13 protein-coding genes are annotated in these 19,231 nt (G+C 61.9%); 11 read left to right on the plus strand and 2 right to left on the minus strand.

What is annotated here, in order from left to right:
* Position 1 precedes the first annotated feature (1 nt).
* The 11 genes from nuoL to dnaE all read left to right on the plus strand — a co-directional run bounded on the left by nuoL (position 2) and on the right by dnaE (position 16,381).
* Complete coding sequence (nuoL, locus tag C5J26_RS06135; protein WP_105401027.1) at positions 2-2,002, plus strand: NADH-quinone oxidoreductase subunit L; 2,001 nt, start codon at positions 2-4, stop codon at positions 2,000-2,002.
* Positions 2,002-3,513, plus strand: a complete 1,512-nt coding sequence (locus C5J26_RS06140; RefSeq protein WP_105401028.1) for an NADH-quinone oxidoreductase subunit M — start codon at positions 2,002-2,004, stop codon at positions 3,511-3,513. The genes nuoL and C5J26_RS06140 overlap by 1 nt, the downstream gene beginning before the upstream one ends.
* A gap of 18 nt (positions 3,514-3,531) precedes the next feature.
* Positions 3,532-4,974, plus strand: coding sequence for an NADH-quinone oxidoreductase subunit NuoN (gene nuoN, locus C5J26_RS06145; RefSeq protein ID WP_105401029.1), 1,443 nt, complete (start codon positions 3,532-3,534; stop codon positions 4,972-4,974).
* A gap of 2 nt (positions 4,975-4,976) precedes the next feature.
* On the plus strand, positions 4,977-5,747 hold the full coding sequence (locus C5J26_RS06150) for a biotin--[acetyl-CoA-carboxylase] ligase (protein WP_105401030.1): 771 nt from the start codon (positions 4,977-4,979) through the stop codon (positions 5,745-5,747).
* A gap of 9 nt (positions 5,748-5,756) precedes the next feature.
* Positions 5,757-7,424 (plus strand): ribonuclease J, encoded by a 1,668-nt coding sequence (locus C5J26_RS06155; RefSeq protein ID WP_105401031.1) that lies wholly within the window; start codon positions 5,757-5,759, stop codon positions 7,422-7,424.
* Between the two features lie 231 nt (positions 7,425-7,655).
* Positions 7,656-8,060 (plus strand): methylmalonyl-CoA epimerase, encoded by a 405-nt coding sequence (gene mce, locus C5J26_RS06160; RefSeq protein WP_046667751.1) that lies wholly within the window; start codon positions 7,656-7,658, stop codon positions 8,058-8,060.
* 101 nt (positions 8,061-8,161) lie between these two features.
* On the plus strand, positions 8,162-8,431 hold the full coding sequence (locus C5J26_RS06165; protein WP_105401032.1) for a DUF1467 family protein: 270 nt from the start codon (positions 8,162-8,164) through the stop codon (positions 8,429-8,431).
* 539 nt (positions 8,432-8,970) lie between these two features.
* Positions 8,971-10,296, plus strand: a complete 1,326-nt coding sequence (gene proS / locus C5J26_RS06170; protein ID WP_105401033.1) for a proline--tRNA ligase — start codon at positions 8,971-8,973, stop codon at positions 10,294-10,296.
* A 55-nt stretch (positions 10,297-10,351) separates the two neighbouring features.
* On the plus strand, positions 10,352-11,659 hold the full coding sequence (locus C5J26_RS06175) for a lipoprotein-releasing ABC transporter permease subunit (protein WP_046636586.1): 1,308 nt from the start codon (positions 10,352-10,354) through the stop codon (positions 11,657-11,659).
* A 14-nt stretch (positions 11,660-11,673) separates the two neighbouring features.
* Positions 11,674-12,357, plus strand: coding sequence for an ABC transporter ATP-binding protein (locus C5J26_RS06180; RefSeq protein WP_046624259.1), 684 nt, complete (start codon positions 11,674-11,676; stop codon positions 12,355-12,357).
* A 526-nt stretch (positions 12,358-12,883) separates the two neighbouring features.
* A complete protein-coding gene (gene dnaE, locus C5J26_RS06185) occupies positions 12,884-16,381 on the plus strand; it encodes a DNA polymerase III subunit alpha (RefSeq protein WP_105401034.1) in 3,498 nt (1,165 codons plus the stop codon).
* Positions 16,382-16,383: 2 nt separating this feature from the next.
* Here the strand turns inward: dnaE and C5J26_RS06190 are convergent, their stop codons facing one another.
* Complete coding sequence (locus C5J26_RS06190) at positions 16,384-17,754, minus strand: L,D-transpeptidase (protein WP_105401413.1); 1,371 nt, start codon at positions 17,752-17,754, stop codon at positions 16,384-16,386.
* A 108-nt stretch (positions 17,755-17,862) separates the two neighbouring features.
* Complete coding sequence (locus C5J26_RS06195; RefSeq protein WP_105401035.1) at positions 17,863-19,155, minus strand: DNA polymerase IV; 1,293 nt, start codon at positions 19,153-19,155, stop codon at positions 17,863-17,865.
* Between the last annotated feature and the right edge of the window lie 76 nt (positions 19,156-19,231).

The following is a 19,231-nucleotide window of genomic DNA, read 5'->3' on the forward strand; positions in this document are numbered from 1 at the left end:
CATGATCTACAAGGCAATCGTCTTTCTTCCCCTGATCGGCTTCCTGATCGCCGGCCTGTTCGGCCGTTCGATCGGCGCAAAGGCGTCCGAATACGTCACCAGCGGCCTGATGATCATAGCAGCCGTGCTCTCCTGGATCGTCTTCTTCAACGTCGCGCTCGCCCATGGCGAAGCCGGCGAGGTGATCAAGGTTCCGGTCATGCGCTGGATTCAGTCCGGCGGCATCGACGTCGAATGGGCTTTCCGCGTCGACACGCTGACGGCGGTCATGTTCGTCGTCGTCAACACCGTTTCGACGCTCGTGCATGTCTATTCGATCGGCTACATGCACCACGACCCGCATCGGCCGCGCTTCTTCGCCTACCTGTCGCTGTTCACTTTCGCGATGCTGATGCTAGTTACGGCCGACAACCTCGCCCAGATGTTCTTCGGCTGGGAAGGCGTCGGTCTCGCCTCCTATCTGCTCATCGGCTTCTGGTACAAGAAGCCGTCGGCCTCGGCTGCCGCGATGAAGGCCTTCATCGTCAACCGCGTTGGCGACTTCGGGTTCGTTCTCGGCATTGCCGGCGTCTTCGTCCTGTTCGGCTCGATCAGCTTCGAGACGATCTTTGCGGCTGCCGCCACCTATCTGCCGGCTGCGGGCGCTCCGGAGGCGTCTCAGGTCATCGCCAACATCTTCGGCATGGAACTGACCAAGAGCGGTGCAATCACCATCGTCTGCCTCCTTCTGTTCATGGGCGCGATGGGCAAGTCGGCGCAGTTCCTGCTGCACACCTGGCTGCCGGACGCCATGGAAGGCCCGACCCCGGTGTCTGCGCTCATCCATGCCGCGACCATGGTCACCGCCGGCGTCTTCCTCGTCGCCCGCATGTCGCCGATCTTCGAACTGTCGCCCAATGCCCTGCTGGTCGTCACGATCATCGGCGCGATCACCGCCTTCTTCGCGGCGACCGTCGGCCTCGTCCAGAACGACATCAAGCGCGTCATCGCCTATTCGACCTGCTCGCAGCTCGGCTACATGTTCGTGGCGCTCGGCCTCGGCGCTTACGGCGCAGCGATCTTCCACCTCTTCACCCACGCCTTCTTCAAGGCGCTGCTGTTCCTTGGCGCCGGCTCGGTCATCCATGCCGTCGATGGCGAGCAGGACATGCGCTACATGGGCGGTCTTCGCAAACACATCCCGGTCACCTTCTGGATGATGACGATCGGCACGCTGGCGCTGACCGGCGTCGGCATCCCGGGAACCATGTTCGGTTTCGCCGGCTTCTTCTCCAAGGACGTGATCATCGAAAGCGCCTATTCGTCCCATTCGGCGGCGGCGGGCTTTGCCTTCACGCTTCTGGTTATCGCCGCGCTGTTCACCAGCTTCTATTCCTGGCGTCTCGCTTTCCTGACCTTCTTCGGCAAGCCGCGCGCCTCCGCCGACGTCATGCACCATGTGCACGAATCGCCGATGGTCATGCTGGCGCCGCTCTATATCCTTGCCGCCGGTGCGGTTCTCGCCGGCGTTCTGTTCGAAGGTTATTTCTTCGGCCACGAATATGCCGAGTTCTGGAAGGGCGCACTGTTCACGCTGCCGGAAAACAAGATCCTCGAAGAGTTCCATCACGTGCCGCTGCTGGTCGCCTGGAGCCCCTTCATCGCCATGGCGGTCGGTTTTGTCACGGCCTGGTATTTCTACATCAAGTCGCCGTCGACGCCCCGTCGTCTCGCCGCTTCGCAGAAGGTCCTCTACGAGTTTCTGCTCAACAAGTGGTATTTCGACGAACTCTACGACTTCCTCTTCGTCCGCTCCGCCAAGGCGCTCGGCCGGTTCCTGTGGAAGAAGGGTGACATCGGCGTCATCGATACCTACGGCCCGAACGGCGTTGCCGCCCGCGTGGTCGACGTCACCAACCGGGTGGTCAAGCTGCAGTCCGGTTATCTTTATCACTATGCGTTCGCGATGCTGATCGGCATCGCCGCCCTCGTCACCTGGATGATGCTCGGGAGCTCGATCTAATGACCGACTGGCCAATTCTCTCGACGGTCACCTTTCTGCCGCTGGTCGGCGTACTGTTGCTGCTTCTGACACGGGAAGACGGCCCCTTCGGGCGCCGCAACATTCTCAACGTTTCGCTGTTCACGACGGTCTTCACCTTCGTCGTCTCGCTGTTCATCTGGATCGGCTTCGACAATTCGAATGCCGGCTTCCAGATGGTCGAGAAGCATGACTGGCTCGGCACCGGCATCTCCTATCATCTTGGCGTCGACGGCATTTCCATGCTGTTCGTCATCCTGACGACCTTCCTGATGCCCTTCTGCGTGCTTGCCAGCTGGAATACGATCGAAAAGCGCCTCAAGGAGTACATGATCGCCTTCCTGCTTCTGGAAGTGGTCATGACCGGCGTCTTCGTTTCGCTCGACGTCGTGCTCTTCTACGTCTTCTTCGAAGCGACCCTCATTCCGATGTTCGTCATCATCGGTGTGTGGGGCGGCAAGGACCGCGTCTACGCCTCCTACAAGTTCTTCCTCTATACGCTGCTCGGCTCGGTGCTGATGATGCTCGCCATCATGGCCATGTACTGGCAGGCCGGCACGACGGACATTACCGCGCTCCTGAAATACGGCTTCCCGGCCGGCATGCAGACCTGGCTCTGGCTCGCCTGCTTTGCGGCCTTCTCGGTCAAGATGCCGATGTGGCCGGTCCATACCTGGCTTCCGGACGCGCACGTCCAGGCTCCGACCGCTGGCTCGGTGATCCTGGCCGGCGTCATGCTGAAGCTCGGCGGTTACGGGATGATCCGTTTCTCACTCGCCATGTTCCCGATCGCGTCCGAACATTTCGCGCCGCTGGTCTTCTCGCTGTCGGTCATCGCCATCATCTACACCTCGCTGGTGGCGATGATGCAGGACGACATCAAGAAGCTGATCGCCTATTCGTCGGTCGCCCACATGGGCTACGTGACCATGGGCATCTTTGCCGCGAACGTGCAGGGCGTGCAGGGCGCGATCTTCCAGATGCTGTCGCACGGCATCGTGTCGGGCGCACTCTTCCTCTGCGTCGGCGTTGTCTATGACCGTCTCCACACCCGTGAGATTTCGGCTTATGGCGGTCTCGTCAACAACATGCCGAAATACGCCGTCGCCTTCATGATCTTCACCATGGCCAATGTCGGCCTGCCGGGCACGTCCGGCTTCGTCGGCGAATTCCTGACGATCATCGGCGTCTTCCGGGTCAACACCTGGGTTGCCCTGTTTGCGGCGACCGGCGTCATCCTCTCGGCCTCCTACGCGCTCTGGCTCTATCGCCGGGTGATCTTCGGGGCGCTTGAGAAGGAAAGCCTCAAAGGCCTGCTCGACCTTTCCGGCCGCGAAAAGCTCATCCTCTATCCGCTGATCGCGATCACCATCTTCTACGGCTTCTATCCGGCGCCGATCTTCGATGCGACGGCAGCATCGGTAGACCTGCTGGTGAACAATTATTCCGCAGCCCTGGCAGCAGCGAAAGACCTTGCACTCAACGTGCACTGAGACGGGACACGACTGGACATGACCGCTGAAATTCTCTCCCTAAGCCTGCAGCTCTCGATGCCGGAGATCATCCTGGCCGTGGGCGCGCTCGCTCTTCTGATGATCGGCGTCTTCTCCGGCGACAAGTCCGCGCCGACGGTGACAGGGCTTGCGGTGGCGTTGCTGGCGGTTGCCGGCCTCTGGCTGATCTTCATGCCCGGCGAGGGCGTGGCCTATGGCGGCGCCTTCAAGCTCGATGCCTTCGGCCGCTTCATGAAGGTCCTGGCGCTCATCGGTTCGATCACCGCCATGGTCATGTCCGTCGGCCATGCGAAGTCGGATCAGCTCAACCGCTTCGAATTCCCGGTCCTTCTGGTCCTGTCGACGCTCGGCATGCTGCTCTTGATCTCGGCGAACGACCTGATCGCCTTCTATCTCGCCCTCGAACTGATGTCGCTGGCGCTCTACGTCATCGCCGCCTTCAACCGGGACAGCTTGCGCTCGACCGAAGCCGGCCTGAAATACTTCGTCCTCGGCGCGCTCTCCTCCGGCATGATGCTTTACGGCATGTCGCTGGTCTACGGCTTCACCGGCAATACCGGCTTTGAAGGCATCGCCAAGGTTCTCTCCGCCGAAACCCGTGGCCTGGGCCTCATCTTCGGCATGGTCTTCGTGCTCGCCGGCGCCTGCTTCAAGATTTCCGCCGTGCCGTTCCACATGTGGACGCCGGACGTCTATGAAGGCGCACCGACCCCGGTCACTGCCTTCTTCGCGGCCGGCCCGAAGGTTGCCGCCATGGCGATCCTGGTTCGCATCGTGTCCGACGCCTTCCTGCCGCTCGTTGCCGATTGGCGCCAGATCATCGTCTTCGTGTCGATCGCCTCCATGCTGCTCGGCTCGTTCGCCGCGATCGGCCAGCGCAACATCAAGCGACTGATGGCCTATTCCTCGATCGGCCACATGGGCTACGCGCTGGTCGGCCTTGCCGCCGGCTCCGAGACGGGCGTCTCCGGCGTCGTTCTCTACATGACCATCTACATGGTCATGACGCTGGGCACCTTCGCCTGCATCATGGCGATGCGCCGCAAGGAAGGCGGCAATGTCGAGAACGTCGACGATCTCGCAGGCCTGTCCTCCACCAAGCCGTTCATGGCCATCGTGCTGACCGCGCTGATGTTCTCGATGGCCGGCATTCCGCCGCTCGCAGGCTTCTTCGCAAAGTATTTCGTCTTCGTCGCGGCGATCGAAGCCAAGCTCTATGCGCTGGCCGTCATCGGCGTGCTCTCCTCGGTCGTCGGCGCTTATTATTATCTGCGCATCGTCAAGCTGATGTGGTTCGATGAAGCCAAGGGCGAGTTCGCCCGTATCTCCGGCGAACTGCGCCTGGTCTTTGGTCTCTCCGGCCTCTTCGTTGTGGCCTATGTGCTGATCGGCGGGCCGATCGGCACGGCGGCAAGTGCCGCCGCGAAGTCCTTCTTCTGAGAATGTCCGGAGCAAGGGGTCGTTTCTCGCTCGATGCGTTCTGTCACGAGGCGCTCGACGAGGTCGGATCCACCAATAGCGAATGTCTCGCCCGCGCTCGCGCGGGTGATTCCGGTTTGTTGTGGCTGACCGCGACACGCCAGCTCGCCGGCCGCGGCCGCCGTGGCCGGGCCTGGACATCGGAACCCGGTAATCTCTATGCGTCGCTGCTGCTGATCGATCCTGCGCTGCCGGAGAGGATCGGCTCGCTGCCGCTCGCGGTCGCAGTCGCCGTCCATGCCGCAGTCAGATCGGTTCTGCCGCCGGGCGGCGAGCCGCTCGACGTCAAATGGCCGAACGATATCCTGATCGGCCGCAAGAAGACCTGTGGCATCCTTCTGGAGGGCGAGGGGCTGCCGGATGGCCGCCGCGCGCTCGTCATCGGCATCGGCATCAATATCCGCCATATGCCCGATAGTGCAGCCTATGCGGTCACGCGGCTTGCCGACCATGGCGCCAACGTCTCGCCGGAAGAGCTTTTTGCGCGTCTTTTCAGAGAGATGGCACAGGTTCTGGAATCCTGGGATGAGGGTCGGGGCACGCCGGAAATCAGCCGGCGCTGGCGCGAGGTCGCCTGCGGCATCGGCGAAAAAATCACCGTGAACCTGCCGGACCGCTCGCTTGTTGGTACATTCGCAGGTATCGATGACAAAGGATTTTTGCTGCTCGACACCGGACTGGGCGCGCTAACGTCGATCGCCGCCGGTGATGTATTTTTTCAAGGAATGGAATAGACAAAGAAAATGGCAAACCAAGAAGAACTGGTGTTTCTGCCGCTTGGCGGCGTCGGCGAGATCGGCATGAACCTCGCCCTCTACGGCTATGGAACGCCGGAGAAACGCCAGTGGATCATGGTCGATTGCGGCGTGACCTTCCCGGGGCCGGACCTGCCGGGCGTCGATCTAGTGCTGCCGGATATCCGCTTCCTCGCCAGCCAGCGCAGCCATCTCAAGGCGATGATCATCACCCATGCGCACGAGGATCACTACGGCGCCATGAACGACCTCTGGCCGGGTCTCAACGTGCCCGTCTACGCGTCGCCGTTCACCGCCGGCATGCTGGAAGCCAAGCGCAATTACGAAGGTTCGCGCGCCGAAATCCCGGTGACGATCTTCAAGGCCGGCGATCGCATCAATATCGGCCCGTTCGAGATCGAGGCGATCGGCGTCAACCATTCGATCCCCGAGCCGATGTCGCTGGTCATCCGCACGCCGCTCGGCAATGTCGTCCATACCGGCGACTGGAAGATCGACCACGCGCCGTCGCTCGGACCGTTTACCGACGAGGCGCGCTTCCGCAAGATTGGCGACGAAGGCGTGCTGGCGCTGATGTGCGACAGTACCAACTCCATGCGCGAGGGCGTTTCGCCCTCCGAGGAGGAAGTCTCCGAAGGCCTGCGCAAGATCATCGAGGCCGCCGAGGGCAGGGTGGCGATCACCACTTTCTCCTCGAATGTCGGCCGCATCCGCTCGATCGCCCAGGCAGCGGACGCTGCCGGCCGCGAAGTCCTGCTGCTCGGCTCTTCGCTGAAACGCGTCGTCGGCGTCGCCCGCGATATCGGCATCATGGAGGGCTTGAAGCCCTTCATCGCCGAGGACGAATACGGTTATATCCCGCGCGACAAGATCGTGGTGATCCTGACCGGCAGCCAGGGCGAACCGCGCGCCGCACTTGCCAAGATCGCCCGCGACGAGATGCGCCACGTGGCGCTGACCTCAGGCGATACGGTGGTCTTCTCCTCCCGCACAATTCCAGGCAACGAAAAGGCGATCATCGAGATCAAGAACGGCCTGATCGAGCAGGGGATCAAGATCGTCACTGACAGCGACGCGCTCGTCCACGTCTCCGGCCACCCGCGCCGCAGCGAACTGGTGCAGATGTATGAGTGGACCCGCCCGCAGATCCTGGTGCCCGTCCACGGCGAGGCCGCGCATCTGACGGCCCAGGCCGAACTCGGCGCATCCGTCGGCATCAACAGCATCCCGCGCGTCAGGAACGGCAATATTCTGCGTCTGGCGCCCGGCCCGGCCGAGGTGATCGGCGATGCGCCTCATGGGCGTATCTTCAAGGACGGCAAGCTGATCGGCGACTTCGAGGAAATGGGCATCGGCGACCGCCGCAAGCTTTCCTTTGTCGGCCATGTTTCCGTCAACGTCCTGCTCGACGCTCGCTACGACTTCGTGACCGATCCCGATCTCATCGCCTTCGGCCTGCCGGAATTCGACGACGAGGGCGAGGACATGGAGGATACGCTTTACGACGCCGTGCTCGGCGCCGTCGAAAGCATACCGCGGGCCCGCCGCAAGGATCTCGACATGGTCCGCGAGGCCATCCGCCGCGCCGTCCGCTCCACCGCCAACGAGGCTTGGGGCAAGAAACCGATCGTGACGGTGTTCGTTACGCGTCTCTGAGGGGATGGGTTGTTTGCCCCTCACTTGCGATTTCTAACACTTAGCCTTTGGCTAAGATGTTGAAATCGCTTTCTCTCCCACAAGGGCAGAGATAAGAGTGCCGCGGCGCCGCAGTCCTACCTCCCCCATGGCGGGGGAGGAAGAAAAATCAGCATCTTAGCCGGAAGGCTAAGTGCTGATTTTTCAGGTGAGGGGGGCGGGAATGGATGCAGTTCCCGAAGGAGGACAGACATGCTCGGACGCGTCAATCACATCGCCATCGCCGTGCCGGATCTTGGCGTCGCGACCACGACCTATCGCGATACGCTCGGCGCCCGTGTCTCCCAGGCCCAGGCCTTGCCCGAGCATGGGGTCACCGTGGTCTTCGTCGAACTCCCCAACACCAAGGTGGAACTGCTCGAGCCGCTCGGACCCGATTCGCCGATTGCGGCCTTCCTCGAGAAGAACCCGTCCGGCGGCATGCACCATATCTGCTATGAGGTGGACGATATCATCGCCGTCCGCGACAAGCTGAAGGCGGTCGGTGCGCGGGTCCTCGGAGACGGCACTCCAAAGACCGGAGCCCATGGAAAACCTGTGCTTTTCCTGCATCCGAAGGACTTCAACGGCACCCTGGTCGAGCTCGAACAGGTGTGATTCCCGCAACTGTGACATCACGTCAGGCCATGCAGATTTGAGCTTGTGGGCCTTTAGGCCTATAAGGCGCCCATTCTTCGAACCGGAATCGAGTCGAGACCATGCCGCTTTTGACGGTCGCCGCCATCTACTTCATCATCTGGTGGACCGTGCTCTTCATCGTCCTTCCGCTCGGCTATCGCAGCCAGCAGGAAGACGGCGAGGTGACCAACGGTACTGTGGAAAGCGCGCCGGCCCGGTTTCGCGGCGGCCGCGTCATCCTGCTGACGACGGTGATTTCGACACTGCTCTACGTGGGCTACTACGTTGCATCCGCCTATTTCGGCGTCGGCATTGCCGATATTCCCGTCATCGTGCCGACCTTCGACTGAAGCACGAAAAAGGCAGGATCATCTGAGCCTGTCATTTCCCCGTCATGATTTTCAGGCATAGGAGCGGCGGCGAAGGCACCCGCGTGACCCGTTCGACTGGCTAAAAAGCAAAAAAAAACAAGGCGGTTAAGCCTTGTTTCTAGTGTCGCGTGATCCTTAACCGTTACCGGGGCTGCGACAAGCGCGCCTAAGATCTGATCCTCCCAAGACTTGACCGCGAAATGGCAAGAATTTGAACTCCTTGCCTCTTTTGTGAGCTGAACCTAGCCCAAAGGATGTGCTTTGTCATCCGCTTTTTTTGTATTTTTGCTACACTTCGATAAAATTTTTCGGTTGACAAAAATGTCGCACACTTGCCACGAAATCCCCGCTTTTGGCAGGTCTGGAAGTGCCGGCGCAGATTCGTGAACGACATGCGATTCATGCTGGGGCGGGTTCCCTTGGGCCTGAGGAACGGCTATGTACCCTCCCAATATTGTTGAAGAAAATGGCCGATTCCTCGCCTGCTGGGGATAGGCCTGACAACCTCGGAAATCGCGATGCGCCTGTCCCGCTATTTTATGCCCATCCTGAAGGAAAACCCCAAGGAAGCGGAAATCGCGTCCCATCGGCTGATGCTGCGTGCCGGCATGATCCGCCAGCAGAGCCAGGGCATCTATTCCTGGCTGCCGCTCGGCAAGCGCGTGCTCGACAAGGTCAACGCCATCATCCGCGAGGAGCAGAACCGTGCCGGCGCCATTGAGGTGCTGATGCCGACGCTGCAATCCGCCGAACTCTGGCAGGAAAGCGGCCGCTACGACGCCTATGGCAAGGAAATGCTGCGCATCAAGGACCGCCAGGAGCGGCCGATGCTCTACGGCCCCACCAATGAGGAAATGATCACGGACATCTTCCGGTCCTACGTCAAATCCTACAAGAACCTGCCGCTCAACCTCTATCACATCCAGCTGAAGTTCCGTGACGAGATCCGCCCGCGCTTCGGCACCATGCGCTCGCGCGAATTCCTGATGAAGGACGCCTATTCCTTCGATCTGACCAAGGAAGCCGCCGAGCATTCCTATCGCAAGATGTTCACCGCCTATCTGCGCACCTTCTCCAGGCTTGGCCTCAGGGCGATCCCGATGCGCGCCGACACCGGCCCGATCGGCGGCAACCTGTCCCACGAATTCATCATCCTTGCCGAGACGGGCGAGTCGGAAGTGTTTTCCCACAAGGATTTCGTCAACTTCGACATCCCCAGCACGGACACCAATTTCGATGACGTCGAGGCCATGCAGGCGGTCTTCGATAAGTGGACCTCTGTTTATGCCGCGACCTCGGAAATGCACGACGAGGAGGCGTTCAACGCCATCCCCGAGACCGACCGGCTTTCCGCCCGCGGCATCGAGGTCGGCCATATCTTCTATTTCGGCACCAAATATTCCGAGCCGATGGGCGCCAGGGTGCAGGGACCGGACGGCAAGGAACACCCTGTCCACATGGGTTCCTACGGCATCGGCCCGACACGCCTTGTTCCCGCCATCATCGAAGCATCGCATGACGACAACGGAATCATCTGGCCGGCATCGGTCGCGCCGTTCGACGTCGTGGTCATCAACATGAAGCCCGGCGACGAAGCCTGCGACCGGATCTGCGAAACGCTCTACGGCGGTCTCGCAACAGTCGGCAAGGACGTGCTCTACGACGACACGGACGAGCGCGCCGGCACCAAGTTCGCGACCGCCGACCTGATCGGCGTGCCGGTCCAGGTGATTGTCGGACCCCGCTCCGCCGCGTCAGGCGAGGTGGAGGTCAAGGACCGCAAGACCGGCGAGCGCGAAACGCTGACCGTCGAAGCGGCCATGAACAGGCTCGCCGGCCGATAAAGCCGGCAGGCGTATCACGGCGGATTTCCCGCCTTCGGCAGGTTGAGGAAATGGCATGGCGAGTGTCGCGGCGAATGGTGAAGCGGTAAAGGCGGGCGGTTCGCCTGCGGCCGGTCCTTTCTCGGCTTTCGAGCGGATGGTCGCCTGGCGTTACCTGCGCTCGCGCCGCCGCGAGGCCTTCATCTCGGTCATCGCCGGTTTTTCCTTCATCGGCATCATGCTCGGCGTCGCGACGCTGATCATCGTCATGGCCGTGATGAACGGTTTCCGCACCGAGCTGATCTCGCGCATTCTCGGCATCAACGGCCACATGATCGTCCAGCCGATCGACGGGCCGCTGACCGACTACGCCGAGCTCACCCAGAAATTTGCGGCCGTCCCAGGTGTGCGGATGGCGCTGCCGCTGGTCGAGGGCCAGACGCTGGCATCGGGCCGTGGCGGTGCAGGTTCCGGCGCTCTGGTGCGCGGCGTCCGCCCCGAAGATCTCGAAAAGCTGTCGGAGGTCGCCGGCAACGTCAAGTCCGGCGATATGGTCGGTTTTGCCTCGGGGCAGGGGGTTCTGGTCGGCTCCAGGCTCGCAGCCCAGCTCGGCCTCTCCGCCGGCGACCAGATCACCCTGATCTCGCCGGAAGGCGACGTGACGCCGATGGGCGTCAATCCGCGCGTCAAATCCTATCCGGTGTCCGGCATCTTCGAGATCGGCATGTCGGAATACGACGCGACGATCATCTATATGCCGCTCGAGGAATCGCAGCTCTATTTCAATGCCGACGGCATCGTTCAGTCGATCGAGCTGTTCATCGACAATCCCGACAATGTCGATGATCTGCGCCCGAAGATCGAGGCCGCGGCCGGCCGCCAGATCTTCATCACCGACTGGCGGCAGCGCAACCAGACCTTCTTCTCCGCGCTTCAGGTGGAGCGCAACGTCATGTTCATGATCCTGACCCTGATCGTGCTGGTGGCGGCGCTCAATATCATCTCCGGCCTGATCATGCTGGTGAAGGACAAGGGCAGCGATATCGCCATCCTGCGCACCATGGGCGCGGGTGCGGGGGCGATCATGCGCATCTTCTTCATGACTGGGGCGGCGATCGGCCTCGTCGGAACGTTCGCGGGCGTCCTGCTCGGCGTGGTCGTCTGTCTGAACGTCGAATCGATCCGCCAGTTCTTCTCCTGGATCTCGGGTACCATCCTCTTCGATCCGCAACTCTATTTCCTCAGCCAGCTGCCGGCGGAGATGAGCTTTGGCGAGACCTTCTCGGTGGTCATGATGGCGCTCGTCCTCTCCTTCATCGCCACCATCCTTCCGGCATGGCGGGCCTCCCGGCTCGATCCTGTCCAGGCCCTTCGATACGAATAGGACCCACATCCTTCATGGCACCCAAAACCGTCTTGCAGCTCTCGGGCGTCGAACGTCACTATGGCCAGGGCGAGACCACGCTTTCGATCCTGAAGGGGGCTGATTTCGACCTTAAGACCGGCGAGATCGTCGCGCTGGTCGCCCCGTCGGGCACCGGCAAATCGACGCTGCTGCATCTCGCCGGCCTGCTCGAACATCCGGACGCCGGCGAAGTCTTTCTCGCCGGGCATGCCTGCAACGGACTTCCCGATGCGGAGCGCACTGCGATGCGCCGCAACCAGATCGGTTTCGTCTACCAGTTCCACCATCTCCTGCCGGAGTTTTCCGCGGTCGAGAACATCATGATGCCGCAGCTAATCGCCGGCCTCTCCAAGGCCGAGGCGAAGGAGCGGGCAAGCCAGCTTCTGGACTATATGCGCATCGGCCACCGCGCCGAGCACCGCCCTTCTGAACTGTCCGGCGGCGAGCAGCAGCGCGTGGCGATCGCCCGTGCCGTCGCCAACGCCCCGCGCGTGCTTCTTGCCGACGAACCGACCGGCAATCTCGACCCGAAGACCGCATCCTATGTCTTCGACGCACTGGAAGCCCTGGTGCGCCAGTCAGGCCTCGCGGCCCTGATCGCCACCCACAACCACGACCTCGCCAGCCGCATGGACCGCCGCGTGACGATCGAGGGCGGCAAAGTCGTCGAGATGTGAAGAGGCGGATATGCGTGCGTCTGGATCCTCGGGTCGAGCCCGAGGATGACGCCGCTGGGTGGTGTGCTCCGCCCCTTCCTCCGTCATCCTCGGGCTCGACCCGAGGATCCACTCTCCACACGCCGACCCATCCGGGCATATTCGAAACCTCCACGGATGGTCATCCAGTCCGGATGTATCCGCATGCGCCAATCTAACCGAAAATCCCACCATTAATGGCTTGTTTACCAGGTGAGGGAGGATATCGCGATATGTTTGTTTCCGGTCTGTTCTTTTATTGACTCTCAAACAAAATGAGAACAAATTAAAAACATAAGAGAACACGGGAGACGACGATGACTGACCTGCTTCGTGACATTGCCGCATTCGCTTCCATCGCCACCTTCGTGGCAAGCCTCTCCGTGATCATGATGGCCATGTGATCTGGACCCTCGGCCGAAAGGCGTTGAGGGGGAAAATCCGAACTGGACTCTCAAGTCCCTGCGCCGGACAATAGCCTGATTCATGAGATGGATATGGCGCAGACATGGCAGATACAGCGGACGTAAAATCGGGATTGGAAAAGCTGGGGACCACCCCTCAATTCGTTCACCTGCGCGTCCATTCCGCCTACTCGCTTCTCGAGGGCGCCTTGCCGCTCAAGAAGATCCTCTCGAAGGCGATCGCGGACAATCAGCCTGCGATCGCGATAACCGACACCAACAATCTCTTCGTCGCGCTGGAATTCGCCCAGAAGGCGATCGGAGACGGCCTGCAGCCGATCATCGGCTGCCAGCTGTCGATCGATATGGAAGACCAGTCGGACGAGCGGCGCAACAGCCACCAGCAGCTCGCCAAGCTGCCGGCGATCGTCGTGCTGGCGGCCAATGCCGTCGGTTACGAACGGCTCGTCGACCTGATCAGCCGCGCCTATCTCGGCGACGAGGGGCATCAATCCATCCATATCAGCCGCTCCTGGCTGGAGGACGGCGGCACCGAGGGGCTGATCGCGCTGACCGGGGCCGGAAGCGGGCCGGTCGACATGGCTCTGAAGGAAGGCAATGCTACGCTTGCCGAAGCGAGGTTGCTGAAACTCAAGGAGATCTTCGGCGATCGGCTTTACGTCGAACTGCAGCGCCACGGCGCCTACGATCGGCGCCACGAGCACAAGATCGTCACGCTCGCCTACGACCACGACCTGCCGCTGGTGGCGACCAACGAGGCCTTCTTTCCCACCAAGTCCGAGTTTGATGCCCATGACGCGCTGATGGCGGTTGCCCATAATGCGATCGTCTCGGACGACACCCGGTTTCGCCTGACGCCGGACCATTATCTGAAGAGCCGCGCCGAGATGGCAAAGCTGTTCGCCGACCTGCCGGAGGCGCTTGAAAACACCGTCGAGATCGCCCGGCGCTGCTCTTTCGTGCTGAAGACCCGCAATCCGATCCTGCCGCGCTTCACCGGCGCCACCGACGATCCGGCGGAAGCCGAACGCGCCGAGGCGGAGGAGCTGCGCCGCCAGTCCGTAGAAGGTCTCGAAGAGCGCATCGCGACGCTCGGCATGACGCGCGGTTATACCGAACAGGATTATCGCGACCGGCTGGATTTCGAACTCAGCGTCATCGAGAAGATGAAGTTCCCGGGCTACTTCCTGATCGTTGCCGACTTCATCAAATGGGCGAAACAGCAGGGCATCCCGGTCGGTCCCGGCCGTGGTTCGGGTGCGGGCTCGCTGGTCGCCTATGCGCTCACCATTACCGACGTCGATCCGCTGCGCTTCTCGCTGCTGTTCGAGCGCTTCCTCAATCCCGACCGCGTCTCGATGCCGGACTTCGACATCGACTTCTGCCAGGATCGCCGCGAAGAGGTGATCCGCTACGTGCAGCAGAAATACGGCCGCGAGCAGGTGGCGCAGATCATTACCTTCGGTTCGCTGCAGGCGCGCGCCGCGCTTCGCGACGTCGGCCGCGTGCTCGAAATGCCCTATGGCCAGGTCGACAAGATCTGCAAGCTGGTGCCGAACAACCCGGCCAACCCGACACCCCTGTCGAAGGCGATCGAGGAGGATCCGAAATTCCAGGAGGAGGCCGACAAGGAGCCGGTCGTCGCCCGCCTTCTCGATATCGCCCAGAAGATCGAAGGCCTCTACCGCCACGCCTCGACCCACGCCGCCGGCATCGTCATCGGCGACCGTCCGCTGTCGAAGCTCGTGCCGATGTATCGCGACCCGCGCTCGGACATGCCGGTCACCCAGTTCAACATGAAATGGGTGGAGCAGGCGGGCCTGGTGAAGTTCGACTTCCTCGGCCTGAAGACGCTGACCGTGCTGAAGACCGCCGTCGATTTCTGCCGCAAGCGCGGCATCGAGATCGATCTCGCCAAGATCCCGCTCGACGACACCAAGACCTACGAGATGCTGTCGCGCGGCGAGACGGTCGGCGTATTCCAGGTGGAAAGTGCCGGCATGCGCAAGGCGCTGATCGGCATGCGGCCGGACTGTATCGAGGACATTATCGCGCTCGTGGCGCTTTATCGTCCGGGCCCGATGGAAAACATTCCGACCTACAACGCCCGCAAGCACGGCGAAGAGGAGATCGAATCGATCCATCCGACGATCGACCACCTCCTCAAGGAGACCCAGGGGGTCATCGTCTACCAGGAGCAGGTCATGCAGATCGCTCAGGTGCTCTCGGGCTATTCGCTCGGCGAGGCCGACCTGCTGCGCCGCGCCATGGGCAAGAAGATCAAGGCCGAGATGGACCAGCAGAGCGAACGCTTTGTCGATGGCGCCATCAAGAACGGCGTCTCCAAGCCACAGGCCAACAACATCTTCGAACTGCTGGCAAAATTCGCCAACTACGGCTTCAACAAAAGCCACGCCGCGGCCTACGCGATCGTTTCCTACCAGACCGCCTTCATGAAGGCGCATTATCCGGTCGAGTTCCTTGCCGCCTCGATGACCTACGATATGTCGAACAGCGAGAAGCTGAACGATTTCCGGCAGGATGCCGGCCGCCTCGGCATCGCGGTCATTCCGCCCTCGGTGCAGACCTCGTTCCGGCATTTCGAGACCGGCGACAACAGGATCTATTACGCGCTGGCGGCCATCAAGGGCGTCGGCGAGTCGGCGGTCGACCACATCACCGAAGTGCGCGGCGATGTGCCGTTTGCCAGCATCGAGGACTTCTGCCTGCGGATCGATCCGAAACAGATCAACCGTCGCGTCATGGAAAGCCTGATCTCGGCGGGTGCCTTCGATTGTTTCGGTCGCGATCGCGCCGAACTGAGCGGCGGCCTCGACCGAATCATCGGTTATGCGCAGCGCGCGCAAGGGGAGAAGGTCAGCGGCCAGCACGACATGTTCGGCTCGTCCTCCGCCTCCGGGCCGGAAACGCTGATTTTTCCGTCGTTCACGCCGTGGATGCCGTCCGAAAAGCTGATGCGCGAATATCAGGTGCTTGGCTTCTATCTCTCGGCCCACCCGCTGGATGCCTATGCCAGCGTGCTTGCCAAGATGCGCGTCCAGAACTTTGCGGACTTTTCCGCCGCCGTGAAACAGGGCGCAACCGCCGGCCGGCTTGCCGGAACGGTGACCAGCAAGCAGGAACGCAAGACCCGTACCGGCAACAAGATGGGCATCGTCACCTTCTCGGATGCGACCGGCCAGTTCGAGGCGGTGCTGTTCTCGGAGGGGCTGGCGCAATATCGAGACCTGCTCGAACCCGGCAAGTCGCTGGTCATCACCGTGCAGGCGGAAGAGCGGCCGGAAGGCATCGGCCTGCGCATCCAGACGGCGCAGTCGCTCGAGGAAAAGTCGGTGCAGATGCAGAAGGCGCTGCGCGTCTTCGTGCGCGATTCAGGCCCGATGCGCGCCGTCGCGCGACACCTCAATGCCCGGGGCGACGGGCTGGTGTCCTTCGTGATCATCAAGGATGACGGCAAGCGGGAAATCGAGGTGGAGCTGACGGAAAAATACCGCATCTCGCCCGAAATCGCCGCGGCGCTGAGGACCGCGCCGGGCGTTCTCGATGTCGAACTGGTCTAGCCTCAGTAGAGGCCGTAGGCGCGGGGCTTCGCTGCCGTCCGCCGCTGGCTGACCGGCTGCGGCCTGGTGATGGAGGCCTGCGCTTCGGCGACCCGCTGCACCGGCTGGGTTACGGTGATGAAATCGGTGCCGTCGCCGGTATCCTGGCCGATGCCCTGGTCGTTGATCGTCAGAGACGAGCCGTCGCTGATCAGCGTTTCGATCCGGTCGCGAATGTCGGCCGGGATTTCGATGCGGCTGAGAGCCTGTGTGGCGGCGCCCGGCGCGTAAGGATCGTCGGCGACGGTGATCCCGAGCCGCTGCTTCATCGCAGCGCTGAGACCGTTGGGAACCGTGACGCTGTGCCATTCGGCCGTCTCTTCCTTGCGCTCGACCTTGTCGACACTGAAGAAATGCGTGCCGAGCGCGATTTCGGGATCCTTGATGCCGACCGGAGCCTCGAACAGCGGCTGGAAATTCTGGCGCACCATGATCTGGCCCATCGGCGGGCGCGGCTTGCCGGCGGTCTCGTAAAGCGAAGCCAGGAATTCCGGCGTCACCAGCGCGCCCTTGGGCGACAGGTTCTTCCAGCGCTTGAACCCGGCAATCGCGCTGCGGGTCATCGGACCAGCGAACCCGTCGCCGCCACCGGTGTCGAACCCGAGCTGCTGCAGCAGGATCTGGGCATCCATCAATGTCTCGCGCTCGCCGCGGCGGGTGATGAGGATGCGCAGCGGTGCGACATCCTCTTTCGCGGCCGCGACCGGTTGGGTCGGAGCCGGCCGCGCGTCGGTTGTCGGATGGACGATTGAGGGATTGTTCGGAACGACGTTCATCGCCACTTCGACCGGTTTCGCGCTGCTGCCGATCGACGAGGTTCGCAGTTGGGCATCGGAAAGCAGCGGTCCTGTCGGCAGCGGCTTGCGCGGCAGGAACAGGTTGGCGTTCTCGATCAATTGCGGCACGACCGGCGCATCGGTGATGATCACATGCGCGCCGCGCTCGGTCATCTGGAAGAGCGATTTGGCAAATGCGCCCGGCATGCGCACGCAGCCATGCGAGGCCGGATAGTTCGGCACACTGTTCGATTCGTGAAGCGCGATGCCCGACCAGGTCAGGCGCTGCATCCACGGCATGGGCGCGTTCGAATAGAGGTTGGATTCGTGATATTTCTGTTTTTCGAGGATCGAGAAGATCCCGCTCGGCGTCGTGTGGCCTTGCTTGCCGGTCGACACCTTGGAGGTGGTGAGCACCGTTTCTCCGTCATAGACGACAAGCGACTGCTTGTCCTTGGAAACGATGATCTGCAGCGTGCGGGCACCTTCCGCAAAAGCCGCATGCGACAGCATGGTCGCAGACAAAAGACCTAACCCGAACACCAGGCGACGCAACATGACCGACCCCATACGCAATACAAGACCCGCATATTAGCGCACGAGGTTTAAGGAAGGTTATCCGCACCGCGAGTAGTTTTAACGTTATGGTTAATAACGGATCACATTTCATTGATCCCGTCGGCGGTTCCCGAAAGTATATCCGGTCTCGACCGCGGCCTTGCCGAATTTGTCGCGCAGCTTGTCCATCGCCGCTTCCGCAGCCGCCCGCCGGCCGGCCTGGCGGTCAACGAGGTCGGGCGGATCGGCAAGTGACGGATCGCCGAGATCGGTGACGCCGATGCCCAGCAGGCGGAATTTGGTGCCGTCGGTCTCGCGCTCCATCAGCGACAGCCCGGTGCGGAAAATGCGGTCGGCGAGCTGGGTCGGGTCCTCCAGCCGCTTGTTGCGGGTGCGGCTTTTGAAGTCGGAGGTCTTCAGCTTGAGAACGACGGTCTGGCCGGCAACGCCGTGTTTCTTCAGCCGTGCCGAGACCTTTTCCGAAAGCCGCCGCAGGATCGGCACGAGATCGTCATAGCTGGAGATATCGTCGAAGAAGGTGGTCTCGGCCGAAACGCTCTTGGCCGCGTCGTTTACATGCACTTCCCGATCGTCGATACCGCGCGAAAGGCGATAGAGCCGCTGGCCCATCGAGCCGTAGCGGCGCATCAGGTCGGCCTCCTGCATGGTCTGGAGCTGGCCGATGGTGCGGATCCCGTCCGCCTCCAGCGTTGCGTTGAACGCCTTGCCAACGCCCCAGATGGTGGTGACGGGCCGCGCTGCCAGGAATTCTAGCGCCTCTTCCTGCCCGATCACCGAAAAACCGCGCGGCTTCTGGAGATCCGAGGCGACCTTGGCGAGAAACTTGCAATAGGAGAGGCCGACCGAAACGCTGATGCCGATCTCGTCCTGTACCCGCTTGGCGAACTTGGCGAGAATTCGCGCCGGCGGGGCGTGGTGCAGCCGTTCGGTTCCGGCGAGTTCGAGAAAGGCCTCGTCTATCGACAGCGGCTGAACCAGCGGCGTCAGATCGTGCATCATGGCGCGCACCTGCCGCCCCACTGTCACATATTTTTCCATGTTCGGCGGGATCACGACGGCGTCGGGGCAGAGTTCCAGCGCCTTGAACATCGGCATCGCCGAGCGCACGCCGTTGATGCGGGCGATATAGCAGGCCGTCGAGACGACGCCGCGCTTGCCGCCGCCGATGATCACAGGCTTGTCTGCAAGCTCCGGATTGTCGCGTTTTTCGATCGTCGCATAAAAGGCGTCGCAATCGATATGCGCCAGCGTCAGCGCGTAGAGTTCCTTGTGATAGACGAGGCGCGGGCTGCCGCAGGCGCGGCAACGGCGCACTTCCGCCTTCTGCTCAGCAAGGCAGTCGCGACAGAAGCCGGGTGTCTTGTCAGGCGTGGGCGTCATGGCAGAGAACAAAGGTTGAACACCGCGACGTTAAAGCCTAAGCTCATGAGTCACAAGGTAGGGTGTGGAGGTTTGG

It is taken from the genome of Neorhizobium sp. T7_12 (assembly GCF_002968535.1).
GTDB classification, from domain to species: domain Bacteria; phylum Pseudomonadota; class Alphaproteobacteria; order Rhizobiales; family Rhizobiaceae; genus Neorhizobium; species Neorhizobium tomejilense.

Coding starts and splice junctions, on each gene's coding strand:
- nuoL (WP_105401027.1), top strand. CDS start 2: ATGATCTACAAGGCAATCGTCTTTCTTCCCCTGATCGGCTTCCTGATC.
- C5J26_RS06140 (WP_105401028.1), top strand. CDS start 2,002: ATGACCGACTGGCCAATTCTCTCGACGGTCACCTTTCTGCCGCTGGTC.
- nuoN (WP_105401029.1), top strand. CDS start 3,532: ATGACCGCTGAAATTCTCTCCCTAAGCCTGCAGCTCTCGATGCCGGAG.
- C5J26_RS06150 (WP_105401030.1), top strand. CDS start 4,977: ATGTCCGGAGCAAGGGGTCGTTTCTCGCTCGATGCGTTCTGTCACGAG.
- C5J26_RS06155 (WP_105401031.1), top strand. CDS start 5,757: ATGGCAAACCAAGAAGAACTGGTGTTTCTGCCGCTTGGCGGCGTCGGC.
- mce (WP_046667751.1), top strand. CDS start 7,656: ATGCTCGGACGCGTCAATCACATCGCCATCGCCGTGCCGGATCTTGGC.
- C5J26_RS06165 (WP_105401032.1), top strand. CDS start 8,162: ATGCCGCTTTTGACGGTCGCCGCCATCTACTTCATCATCTGGTGGACC.
- proS (WP_105401033.1), top strand. CDS start 8,971: ATGCGCCTGTCCCGCTATTTTATGCCCATCCTGAAGGAAAACCCCAAG.
- C5J26_RS06175 (WP_046636586.1), top strand. CDS start 10,352: ATGGCGAGTGTCGCGGCGAATGGTGAAGCGGTAAAGGCGGGCGGTTCG.
- C5J26_RS06180 (WP_046624259.1), top strand. CDS start 11,674: ATGGCACCCAAAACCGTCTTGCAGCTCTCGGGCGTCGAACGTCACTAT.
- dnaE (WP_105401034.1), top strand. CDS start 12,884: ATGGCAGATACAGCGGACGTAAAATCGGGATTGGAAAAGCTGGGGACC.
- C5J26_RS06190 (WP_105401413.1), bottom strand. CDS start 17,754: ATGTTGCGTCGCCTGGTGTTCGGGTTAGGTCTTTTGTCTGCGACCATG.
- C5J26_RS06195 (WP_105401035.1), bottom strand. CDS start 19,155: ATGACGCCCACGCCTGACAAGACACCCGGCTTCTGTCGCGACTGCCTT.